Source organism: Flavobacterium sp. GW821-FHT12A05 (genome assembly GCF_058807735.1).
In genome coordinates, this window is the sequence record NZ_JBXAQY010000004.1 from 206,844 (window position 1) to 218,390 (window position 11,547).

Genomic DNA, 11,547 nt, shown 5'->3' on the forward strand with positions numbered 1-11,547 from the left:
GATATATATTTTATGTAGTTTTTAAATTTGTGTTGCAAAAATAAGGTTTTGTAATGTATTTTGCCTCTTTTATTGTCAAAAAAATATTAAGAAAATTGACTCATTTGATAACCTCTATAAAGTTTATCATCTTTTATTTGCCAAATCGTTGCAAAATGTGCCAATAACATTTCCTCACGCGGATTCTCGATTGTTTTTACATAATGAGAATAACGCACTGAAACTAAGTCGTCTTCGGCAATAATATGACTGATTCTTACTTTAGAACGCACATAAGCTCTGCTGAGTTCATTGGCCATTTCTACTATAGAATCGTGATTCATTTCGATAAATCCTTTACTGCTGTTCCACTCGATGATTACATCCGGATGCAGATAGGTTTTTAGAACTTCGCTGTCAATTAAGGCATCCGACTTATAAAATTTTTGAACAAATTCTTTTATAGACATATTACTTCAATTTAGTTAGAATTTCAGGAATCTTTTTGATATTGGCTAATTGTTTTAACTTTTCTCTTGATTCTTCGATTGGAGTTCCAAAATAAGATTTTCCTCCTTCAACCGATTTAGTAACTCCAGTCTGTCCCATAATAACAGCCTTCGCTCCTATTGTAATACCGCTGGTTGTACCTACTTGTCCCCAAATTGTAACTTCATCTTCAATAACAACACATCCGGCAATACCAGTTTGCGATGCTATTAAACATTTCTTCCCAATAACCGTATCATGCCCTACATGAACCTGATTATCAAGCTTTGTTCCTTCTCCAATTGTTGTGTCGCCTGTAACTCCTTTATCAATAGTACAAAGAGCTCCAATACCCACATTATCTTCAATTACGACTCTTCCGCCAGAAATTAACTGATCGAATCCTTCAGGACGTTTTTTATAATAAAAAGCATCTGCTCCTAAAATAGATCCGGCGTGAATAATAACATTATCACCAATTACGGTATGATCGTAAATGGAAACGTTTGAATGAATCAAACAATTCTTTCCAATTTTTACGTAATTACCAATAAAACTATTAGGCTGAATTACAGTTCCTTCTCCAATATTAGCCGAAGATGAGATCGCAACATTTGCAAATTGAAAAGGTTTGAAATGTTTCGTTAAAGTATTAAAATCTCTGAAGGGATCGTCAGAAATTAAAAGAGCTTTACCTTCCGGGCATTCAACTTTTTTATTAATTAAAACAATAGTTGCTGCAGATTGTAAAGCTTTGTCATAATATTTTGGATGATCTACAAAAACTATATCTCCAGGTTCTACAACATGAATTTCGTTCATGCCTAAAACCTCAAAGTTTTTGTCACCAATAAATTCGCAGTTAAGCAAATTTGCAATTTCTTCTAAAGAGTGAACTTTTGGAAATTTCATATATTTTATTTCGTTTTTAGTCTCAGTTTTCAGTCTCAGTTTTCAATCAACAAACTGAAAAACTGTGACTGAAAACTGAAAACTTATAAAAACTACTCTTTTACACGCTCCATGTAAGAACCTGAAGCTGTATCGATTTTAATTTTATCACCTTCGTTGATGAACAACGGAACGTTTACAGATGCTCCAGTTTCTACTGTTGCATTTTTTGTAGCGTTTGTAGCTGTATTTCCTTTTACTCCCGGCTCAGCGTATGTAACTTCAAGAATTACTGACGATGGCATGTCTACTGATAAAGGCAAATCAGTTTCAGTATTTACCTGAACCATTACACTTGTTCCCTCTTTTAATAATCCCGGAGCATCTAAGATATTTTTATTCAAAGAAATTTGCTCAAAAGATTCTGTGTTCATAAAATGAAACTCATCACCTTCTGCATATAAAAACTGATAATTATGTGTTTCTACACGAATAACGTCGATTTTATGACCTGCCGAAAATGTATTATCTAATACTCTTCCTGAAGTTAAACTTCTTAATTTTGTTCTTACGAAAGCAGGACCTTTTCCAGGTTTTACGTGAAGAAATTCAACGATTTTATAGATATCGTGATTAAATTTAATACACAATCCGTTTCTAATATCTGATGTAGACGCCATTTGTTTTTGTTTTATTTATTGTTGAATCGTTAAATCGTTTAACTGTTTATTCGGTTGAACGATTAAACAAATAAACAATTAAACTTATTTTAATAGTTTCCTGAATAGCCTTTCATAATTCCTCGTGATGAATTTCTAATAAAATCAAGAATTTCATCTCTCTCAGGAGTAGCTTCCATTTCTGCTTCGATTATACTTAAAGCTTGTGTTGTATTGTAATTCTTTTGGTATAAAATTCTGTAAATTTCCTGAATTTCTCTAATTTTTTCAGTACTAAATCCTCTTCTTCTTAATCCAACTGAATTAATTCCAACATAAGACAATGGTTCTTTAGCTGCTTTTGTAAAAGGAGGAACATCTTTTCTTACCAATGATCCGCCAGAAATCATAGCGTGATCTCCAATATGAATAAACTGGTGAATTGCTGCTAAACCACCAATTACAGCATGATTACCAACAACTACGTGACCCGCTAATGCCACTCCGTTTACGATAATAGCATTATTACCAATCTCGCAATCGTGCGCGATGTGCGCATAAGCCATTACTAAACAATTGTTTCCTAAAATTGTTTGTCCTGAAGCAACAGTACCTCTATTTATAGTAACACATTCTCTAATGGTACAATTATCTCCAATGATAGCAAGAGAATCTTCGCCACCAAATTTTAAATCCTGAGGTACAGCAGAAATAACAGCTCCTGGAAAAATATTGCAATTTTTACCAATTCGAGCGCCTTCCATAATGGTCACATTTGAACCAATCCAAGTACCATCACCAATAACAACATTATTGTGAATTGTTGTAAAAGGCTCAATTACAACGTTTTTAGCGATTTTAGCGCCAGGATGAACATATGCTAATGGTTGATTCATCTATGTTTTATATTTTAAATTAAAATAATCTAATTTGAGGGCAACAAACCTAAACAATAAATTTCATTAATTTATTATTGTTTCCTTGCAATTTGCGCCATTAATTCTGCTTCGGTAACTAATTTTCCGTTTGCGTATGCATTTGCCTGCATGTGGCAGATTCCTCTTCTAATAGGAGAAATCAATTCGCATTTGAAAATTAAGGTATCACCCGGCAATACTTTGTGTTTGAATTTAACATTATCAATTTTCATGAAATATGTCAAATAATTTTCAGGATCCGGAACAGTGCTTAAAACTAAAATTCCTCCTGTTTGTGCCATTGCTTCTACAATTAAAACTCCCGGCATAACTGGAGCTTCAGGAAAATGTCCTACGAAGAAATTTTCATTCATTGTAACATTCTTCAAACCAACCACATGACGATCAGACATTTCGATAATTCTATCAATCAACAAAAATGGAGGTCTGTGAGGAAGCATTGCCATGATCTTATGAATATCCATCAATGGCTCTTGGTTTAAATCATAAACAGGAACATGATTTCTTTGTTCTATTTTAATGATTTTTGCCAGTTTTTTAGCAAATTGAGTATTTACAAAGTGCCCTGGTTTATTTGCAATAATTTTTCCTTGAATACGAACTCCAATAAGAGATAAATCTCCAATAACATCAAGCAATTTATGTCTTGCTGCTTCGTTTGGATAATGTAATGTAAGGTTATCTAAAACGCCGTTTGGTTTCACTGAAATTTCATCTTTACCAAAAGCCTTTTTTAAGTTTTCCATTGTAGATTCAGATATTTCTTTATCTACATATACAATGGCATTATTTAAATCACCACCTTTAATCAAGCCATGCTCTAATAATGATTCTAATTCATGCAAAAAGCTAAAAGTTCTAGAGCTAGCAATTTCTTGTTTAAAATCTGAAAGACTTTTAAGTGTAGCATTTTGTGTACCTAAAACTTTTGTACCAAAATCTACCATAGTAGTTACCTGATACTCATCGCTTGGCATAACAAGGATTTCGCTTCCTGTAGCTTCATCAGTAAACGAAATAACTTCTTTTACTACATAAACATTACGGCTTGCGTCTTGTTCTTCGATTCCTGCTTTTTCAATTGCTTCAACAAAATATTTTGACGAACCATCCATAATAGGTAGTTCAGAGGCATTCAATTCAATAATAATATTATCCAAATCGCATCCAACTACTGCAGCTAATACATGCTCTGGAGTTTGTATTTTAACACCTAATTTTTCTAAATTAGTTCCTCTTTGCGTATTAACAACATAATTAGCGTCAGCCTCAATGACTGGCTGACCTTGCAAATCTACTCTTACAAAAGTGAAACCATTATTAATTGGAGCAGGTTTAAAAGTCATTGTAACTTCTTTACCAGTGTGTAGTCCAACTCCTGTTAGTGAAATTTCATTTTTGATGGTCTTCTGTTTAACCATTATTTCCATTTTTTGGGTTTATTATTTGTTTTTTTATTTCTTCAACTTCGGCAACAATCTTAGGAAGATTTTTAAAATGAACGTACGATTTATTAAAATCTGTATATCCAAGTGATGGTGTTCCCTGCAGAATTTCATCATCTTTAATGTTTCTTGCCACTCCAGACTGCGCCTGAAGTCTCACATTATTTCCTATCGTTAAGTGGCCTGCGATACCTACCTGCCCGCCAATCATACAGTTCTCTCCAATTTTGGTAGAACCCGCAACACCGCTTTGTGCAGCAATTACAGTGTTTTTACCAATTTCAACATTATGAGCAATCTGAATTTGATTGTCTAATTTAACTCCTTGTCTAATAATTGTAGATCCCAGAGTGGCTCTGTCAATTGTAGTATTAGCACCAATATCTACATTATCTTCTATAATAACGTTACCAATTTGCGGTACTTTACTATAAACTCCTTCTTCATTTGGTACAAAACCAAAACCGTCTGCACCTATTATCGTTCCTGAATGAATCGTACAATTATTTCCAATTACAGTTTCTGAATAAATTTTCGCGCCGGCAAAAATAAACACATTATCGCCAATAACAACATTATCGCCAATAAAACTGTTTGGATAAATTTTTACATTATTACCTAAAACTACATTCTGTCCTATATAACTAAAGCTTCCTAAATATAGATTTTCTCCATATTTAGTGCCTTCTGTCATAAAAGACTGTGGTTCGATTCCGTTTTTATTCAATTTTACCTGATTGTAAAAATGCAATAGTTTCGAAAAAGAAGCATAAGCATCTTCGACTTTTATTAATGTAGTAGTGATTTCCTGTTCAGGCGTAAAGCTGTCATTAACAATTGTAACTGACGCTTTTGTAGTATATATGTAATTGATATATTTCGGATTAGCCAAAAAAGTGAGAGATCCTTCCTCTCCTTCTTCTATCTTAGAAAGTCGAGAAACTTCGGCATTGGGATTCCCAACAACTTCTCCTTCTAAAATTCCTGCTATTTGTTCTGCTGTAAATTTCATCGCGACAAAAATATAAAAAATAGATTTTAAATGTTAATTTTAGATAAGTTGTTTTGGAAAACAGATATAATATTTTGTCACCAATTTAGATAACGATTTCAAATTCAACTGATCAGAAGCTTCAACAACATCTTCAATTGTTTTATCTTTTTTCAAAATTCGTATCGGTTCGGCTTCTTTACTGTATGCCTGATTCTTAATTTTACCTCTAAAAATAAAATAACCCGCATCTACAGCCGAAATTTGGTGCGCTTCTGCGAATTCTTCTTTTAACGATTGCGATTCTTCCATCGGAATTTTATCTGCACTAAGCTTAATTTTCAATAAATCTCTGTTAATGATCATTTTACTTAATGTAGAAAGAATAAAATCGTTATTTCTCTGCCATGCCTTTAATGCGCTGATAATATCAAAATCGTCTAGTTGAGAAAACAAATCCAGTTTTTGGGCGTCAAAATCCTCAAGTGTAATTTTGTTTTGCATGAAATACATAAGAGGTTCACTGCAAGGTAGCTTTATTCCTTTTAAAGTAAGCTCTTTTGCTCTTTTTAATACTTTCATTAAAATTAATTCGGCCACAAGACTTGTTTTATGCAAATAAGCCTGCCAGTACATTAACCTTCTTGAAAGCAGAAATTTTTCTACAGAATAAATTCCTTTTTCTTCTATAACCAAAACGTCATCCTCTACATTCATCATCTGGATTAGACGCTCAGAATTTACATTTCCTTCGGCAACTCCCGTATAAAAGCTGTCTCTTTTTAAATAATCCATTCTATCCATATCTAATTGACTTGAAATCAATTGCAGCATGAATTTTCTGTGATATTCACCTTTAAAAACCTGAATAGCCAATGTTAATCTGCCATCAAATTCCTCATTCAGCCTATTCATGAATAATAAGGATATGGCTTCGTGATTTACATCTTCAACAATACTTTTTTCCATAGCATGCGAAAACGGTCCGTGACCAATATCATGAAGCAAAATGGCAATTAACAAAGCACATTCTTCATCATTTGAAATGACAACCCCCTTAAAACGAAGTGTTTCTATGGCTTTCTGCATTAAATGCATACATCCTAAAGCATGATGAAAACGCGTATGATTTGCTCCCGGGTAAACCAAATACGATAATCCCATTTGCGAAATACGGCGTAAACGCTGAAAATACGGATGCTGGATTAAGTCGTAAATAAGTTCATTTGGGATAGATATAAACCCGTAAATTGGGTCGTTGAATATTTTTAACTTGTTAATTTGAGTCACTAGCTGGCTATTTTTTTGGTCAACAAATATAAGTAAATAAGTAGAAAACTATTTCAGTTTTTAACTTAAAATGCTGCTATTTAATATAAGTAATTTCTTAAACATTGTTTAGACCGAAAAAATATACGAAAATAAATTTCAGTTCTTCACTCCTAATTTTATACTATTTTTAATACTTTTTAAGTTCTATACTTTTAAATTGCATTAAAAATTAAAACTCTCTTATGGATAAGATCAAAATACTTTGGGTCGATGATGAAATCGATCTTTTAAAGCCACATATATTATTTCTCGAAAAAAAGAATTACGAAGTTACAACCTGCAATAACGGACTTGACGCAATTGCCTTGTTTGAAGAAGACAATTTTGATATTGTTTTTTTAGATGAAAACATGCCGGGAATGAGCGGTTTAGAAACGCTTTCTGAAATGAAAGAAAAAAAATCGGCCATCCCGATGATTATGATTACCAAGAGCGAAGAAGAATATATAATGGAAGAAGCCATTGGTTCTAAAATCGCCGATTATTTGATAAAACCGGTAAATCCGAATCAGATTTTATTGAGTTTGAAGAAAAATCTGGACGACTCGAGATTGATTTCTGAGAAAACAACTTTAGATTATCAGAAAGAATTCCGTAAAATTGCGATGGAATTAGCTATGGTAAACTCTTATGAAGACTGGGTTGAGTTGTACAAAAAGCTTCTTTTTTGGGAATTGAAACTGGAAAATATCAATGACCAGGCTATGATCGAAATTCTGGAATCTCAAAAAGTCGAAGCCAATTCGCAATTTGGTAAATATATTGAAAGAAATTACGAAGACTGGTTTGCTCCAAAAGCAGATAAACCAATTCAATCGCACAATTTATTTAAAGAACTAGTCGTTCCGGAAATTAAAAAGAAAGACAAACCTATTTTGTTTGTTGTAATTGATAATCTTCGATACGATCAATGGAAATCATTTGAAACTGTAGTTTCTAATTATTACAAATTAGAAAAAGAAGTTCCGTATTTCTCTATTCTTCCAACCGCTACACAATATGCCCGAAATGCTATTTTCTCAGGTTTACTGCCTGTAGACATGGAAAAACAATTTCCGCAATATTGGAAAAATGACGTTGAAGACGGCGGAAAAAATCTTTACGAAGCCGAATTTCTTTCGGCACAAATAAAACGTTTAGGTTTAAATATAAAGGAAGATTATTTTAAAATTACCAATTATGCCGGCGGTAAAAAACTAGCAGAAAACTTTAAAGCCTTAAAAGGAAACGACTTAGTAACTGTTGTTTACAATTTTGTTGATATGCTTTCGCACGCTAAAACCGAAATGGAAGTGGTAAAAGAATTAGCGTCCGATGATAAAGCATATCGCTCATTAACATTAAGCTGGTTTAAAAATTCTCCATTATTAGAAATCATTCAGCAGGCACAGCTTTTAGGCTTCAAATTAATTTTAACCACAGACCACGGAACAATTAATGTAAAAAATCCGTCGAAAGTTGTGGGAGATAAAAATACAAGTCTAAATTTGCGTTATAAAACAGGACGTAGTTTAACTTACGAACAAAAAGATGTTTATGTTGTAAAAGAACCTAAAACAATTGGTTTACCTGCCATAAACATGAGTAGTTCGTTTATTTTTGCTAAAAACGATTACTTTTTGGCTTATGTAAACAACTACAATCATTATGTAAGTTATTACAAAAACACCTACCAGCACGGCGGTATTTCGTTAGAAGAAATGATTATTCCGTTTTTGGTATTTAACCCGAAATAAAATTTTCAGTCTCAGTTTTCAGTAAAAAAGTTGCCTCGAATTTCACTAATTAGCACGAATTTATTTTTAAAATATTTTTTAATTAGCGAAATTCGTGGCAAAACATATAAAAAATAGTATAAACCAAAGCCTCAAAGAGAAAAAACCTCTGAACCTTTGCCTCTTTGAACCTTTGTAACTTTAAAAAAAATGAACATCGTTTTTTCATTAGATCAAATTCAAGAAGTTGCCCAGCAGATTTTAGATTCAAATCCTAAAAAAATCATTCTTTTTAACGGAGAAATGGGCGTTGGAAAAACTACTTTAATCAAACAGTTATGCAAAAGTTTAGGCGTAAAAGATGCTACCAGCAGTCCTACTTTTTCTTTGGTTAACGAATATTATACTTCTGACAATCAAATTGTTTATCATTTTGATTTTTACAGATTAAACAAAGAAACCGAAGCACTTGATATGGGTGTAGATGATTATCTATATTCCGGAAATTGGTGCTTTATCGAGTGGTCTGAAAAAATTGCCAGTCTGCTTCCTGAAGACACTTCAACAATAACAATTGAGTTATTAGCAGATGGAAAAAGGGAATTAAAATTAGCTTAACATCGATCCTCACTATTAGCAGAATTTTTGCACTAATTTTAAAACTTTTTACGTAATTTGTACTCTTAATTTTTTGCACAATCCATGTCAATTACTTTAACTCCATTTACAAAACAACAGTTAATTCCTCAAGAAGAAAAACTGGAGGTTGGTCGTTTTAAAAGAGAACTTTTCATAGGGATCCCTAAGGAAACAAGCTACCAGGAACGCCGTATCTGTTTAACTCCTGATGCTGTAAATTCATTAACCTATGAAGGTCATCGCGTTATGATCGAGTCTGGAGCCGGAGAAAGTTCGAGTTATACTGACAAAGAATATGCAGATGCAGGTGCAGAAATTACAAAAGATCCCAAAAGAGTTTTTGGCTGTCCGTTCTTATTAAAAGTAGAACCGCCTACTTTAGCCGAAATCGAAATGATAAATCCCGAAACGGTTATTATTTCTGCCATTCAGTTAAAAACTAAAAAGAAAGCTTACTTTGAAGCTTTGGCACAAAAAAAGATTACAGCTTTAGCTTTCGAATATATTAAGGATGAAGACGGTTCTTATCCTGCAGTGAAATCACTAAGCGAAATTGCCGGAACTGCCTCTATCCTTATTGCTGCCGAATTAATGATTACCACTGAATTTGGAAAAGGACTCTTATTTGGTAATATTACCGGAGTACCCCCTACCGAAGTGGTTATTCTTGGTGCCGGAACAGTTGGAGAATTCGCAGCAAAAACCGCTATTGGACTAGGCGCAAACGTAAAAGTTTTTGATAATTCTATTACTAAATTACGTCGTTTACAAAATAATTTGAACCAAAGAATTTTTACTTCTACCATTCAGCAAAAAGCATTATTAAAAGCTTTAAGACGTTGTGATGTTGCAATTGGCGCCATGCGCGGTAAAGAACGCTGTCCTATTGTGGTTACCGAAACAATGGTAGAACACATGAAAAAAGGAGCCGTAATTGTAGATGTAAGCATCGACACAGGAGGCTGTTTTGAAAGTTCTGAAGTAACAACTCACGAAAAACCGACTTTCATTAAAAATAATGTTTTGCATTATTGCGTACCAAATATCCCTTCTCGTTACTCTAAAACTGCCTCATTATCAATTAGTAACATCTTAACACCTTACCTTCATCAGATAGCCGAAGATGGTGGTATTGAAAGTGCTATTAGATGCAATAAAGGCCTTAAAAACGGGATTTATTTATACCATGGAATACTAACAAATAAAGCTATTGGCGACTGGTTCGACCTGCCAGACAACGATATTAATTTACTTGTATTTTAAAGGAACTTTAATGTACCTTTGCAAAAATTTTATTTCATGAAGTTCGTACACCGTTTTGCATATTATTTAATTGGATTAGTTATGGGATGCTTTTTTGTAGCCCTTGTATTTAGTGGTAAAGACACGCGTTGCAACTATTTTCCAAATGCCAGAGTTTTAAACAATCTAAGAACAAAACCATTTCAATATTCAGATAAAGCAATTCAGACTTTAAACGAAAAATGGATAGATACTGCTGATATCAAAAGTACTTTAACGTACGGCGATGTTGATTTTGATCAAAGTAATGTTCCGTTCAACAAAGGAAAATTATATATCATTGAAGGAAAAACAGCCAAAAATCAAGAGATTATCTTAAAAGTAGTAAACTACGAAAAGAAAGCTGTTTTAGAAGAGATTATTAAAAAGTAAAAACATTTCACATAAAGCTACAAAGACGCAAAGTTTTTCCTTTGCCTCTTTGTAACTCTGAATCTTTGTAATTTAAAAAATTACCACTCAATTTCTTTTAATCCTTTTGATTTCAAAAAATCATTTGTCTGGCTGAAATGTTTGTTTCCAAACCAAAATCCTCTGTTAGCACTTAAAGGTGAAGGATGTCCGGATTTTAAAATATGATGTTTAGATGCATCTATCAATGTTGCTTTCTTTTGAGCGAAACCGCCCCAAAGTAAAAACACAACATTTTCAGACTCAGCAGAAATTTGTTTAATAACAGCATCAGTAAATTTTTCCCACCCTTTACCCTGATGACTTCCTGCCTCAGATTGTCTAACCGTTAAGGTAGCATTTAAAAGAAAAACACCCTGATCTGCCCAGCGTTCTAAATTTCCGGTTTTTGGGATCGGTTTACCTAGATCCGTTTCGATTTCTTTAAAAATATTATATAGAGAAGGAGGAAACGGTATTCCGTCATTTACAGAAAAACACAAACCATTTGCCTGATTAGGACCGTGATAAGGATCTTGTCCAATAATAACCACTTTTACCTGATCGAAATGACAATGATCAAAAGCTGAAAAAATTTGATTTCCTTTTGGGTAACAAACTTTTGTCGCATATTCAGATTTTACAAAATCAATTAATTCGTTGAAATATGGTTTTTCAAATTCTTCGTTCAAAACGGGCTTCCAGGAAGAATGCATTTTTACGTCCATAACTTTTTTTTTGCGAATTTCAGAAATTTTTAAGTAAAATCATACTTTA

At 33.1% G+C, this 11,547-nt stretch carries 12 protein-coding genes; 4 read left to right on the forward strand and 8 right to left on the reverse strand.

What is annotated here, in order from left to right; translation table 11 throughout:
• Positions 1-86: 86 nt before the first annotated feature.
• The 7 genes from AC1RRQ_RS10570 to AC1RRQ_RS10600 form a co-directional block, all read right to left on the reverse strand.
• Entirely contained in the window at positions 87-449 is a 363-nt protein-coding gene (locus tag AC1RRQ_RS10570; protein ID WP_493022990.1) for a nuclear transport factor 2 family protein, read from the reverse strand.
• 1 nt (position 450) lies between these two features.
• Positions 451-1,380, reverse strand: coding sequence for a UDP-3-O-(3-hydroxymyristoyl)glucosamine N-acyltransferase (locus AC1RRQ_RS10575; RefSeq protein WP_493022992.1), 930 nt, complete (start codon positions 1,378-1,380; stop codon positions 451-453).
• A gap of 92 nt (positions 1,381-1,472) precedes the next feature.
• Positions 1,473-2,039 (reverse strand): elongation factor P, encoded by a 567-nt coding sequence (gene efp, locus AC1RRQ_RS10580; protein ID WP_493022993.1) that lies wholly within the window; start codon positions 2,037-2,039, stop codon positions 1,473-1,475.
• Between the two features lie 89 nt (positions 2,040-2,128).
• Positions 2,129-2,914 carry an acyl-ACP--UDP-N-acetylglucosamine O-acyltransferase gene (gene lpxA / locus AC1RRQ_RS10585; RefSeq protein WP_493022994.1) on the reverse strand — a complete coding sequence of 262 codons (786 nt, stop codon included), beginning with the start codon at positions 2,912-2,914 and terminating at the stop codon, positions 2,129-2,131.
• A gap of 74 nt (positions 2,915-2,988) precedes the next feature.
• On the reverse strand, positions 2,989-4,377 hold the full coding sequence (locus AC1RRQ_RS10590; protein ID WP_253784533.1) for a bifunctional UDP-3-O-[3-hydroxymyristoyl] N-acetylglucosamine deacetylase/3-hydroxyacyl-ACP dehydratase: 1,389 nt from the start codon (positions 4,375-4,377) through the stop codon (positions 2,989-2,991).
• The gene (gene lpxD / locus AC1RRQ_RS10595) at positions 4,370-5,413 is read right to left on the reverse strand and encodes a UDP-3-O-(3-hydroxymyristoyl)glucosamine N-acyltransferase (RefSeq protein WP_493022995.1); all 1,044 of its coding nucleotides are present in this window, start codon (positions 5,411-5,413) and stop codon (positions 4,370-4,372) included. The genes AC1RRQ_RS10590 and lpxD overlap by 8 nt, the downstream gene beginning before the upstream one ends.
• A 39-nt stretch (positions 5,414-5,452) precedes the next feature.
• Positions 5,453-6,682, reverse strand: coding sequence for an HD domain-containing protein (locus tag AC1RRQ_RS10600; protein WP_493022996.1), 1,230 nt, complete (start codon positions 6,680-6,682; stop codon positions 5,453-5,455).
• Positions 6,683-6,906: 224 nt separating this feature from the next.
• On the opposite strand from AC1RRQ_RS10600, the gene porX reads away from it, so the two are divergent.
• The 4 genes from porX (at position 6,907) to AC1RRQ_RS10620 (ending at position 10,752) form a co-directional block, all read left to right on the forward strand.
• Complete coding sequence (gene porX, locus AC1RRQ_RS10605; RefSeq protein WP_493022997.1) at positions 6,907-8,460, forward strand: T9SS response regulator signal transducer PorX; 1,554 nt, start codon at positions 6,907-6,909, stop codon at positions 8,458-8,460.
• Between the two features lie 189 nt (positions 8,461-8,649).
• Positions 8,650-9,057 carry a tRNA (adenosine(37)-N6)-threonylcarbamoyltransferase complex ATPase subunit type 1 TsaE gene (tsaE, locus tag AC1RRQ_RS10610; protein WP_493022998.1) on the forward strand — a complete coding sequence of 136 codons (408 nt, stop codon included), beginning with the start codon at positions 8,650-8,652 and terminating at the stop codon, positions 9,055-9,057.
• 84 nt (positions 9,058-9,141) lie between these two features.
• Entirely contained in the window at positions 9,142-10,341 is a 1,200-nt protein-coding gene (locus tag AC1RRQ_RS10615) for an alanine dehydrogenase (protein ID WP_493022999.1), read from the forward strand.
• A gap of 36 nt (positions 10,342-10,377) precedes the next feature.
• On the forward strand, positions 10,378-10,752 hold the full coding sequence (locus AC1RRQ_RS10620; protein ID WP_071637912.1) for a DUF4258 domain-containing protein: 375 nt from the start codon (positions 10,378-10,380) through the stop codon (positions 10,750-10,752).
• 80 nt (positions 10,753-10,832) lie between these two features.
• Here AC1RRQ_RS10620 and AC1RRQ_RS10625 read toward each other — a convergent pair whose 3' ends face one another.
• The gene (locus AC1RRQ_RS10625) at positions 10,833-11,498 is read right to left on the reverse strand and encodes a uracil-DNA glycosylase (protein ID WP_493023000.1); all 666 of its coding nucleotides are present in this window, start codon (positions 11,496-11,498) and stop codon (positions 10,833-10,835) included.
• Positions 11,499-11,547: the final 49 nt, after the last annotated feature.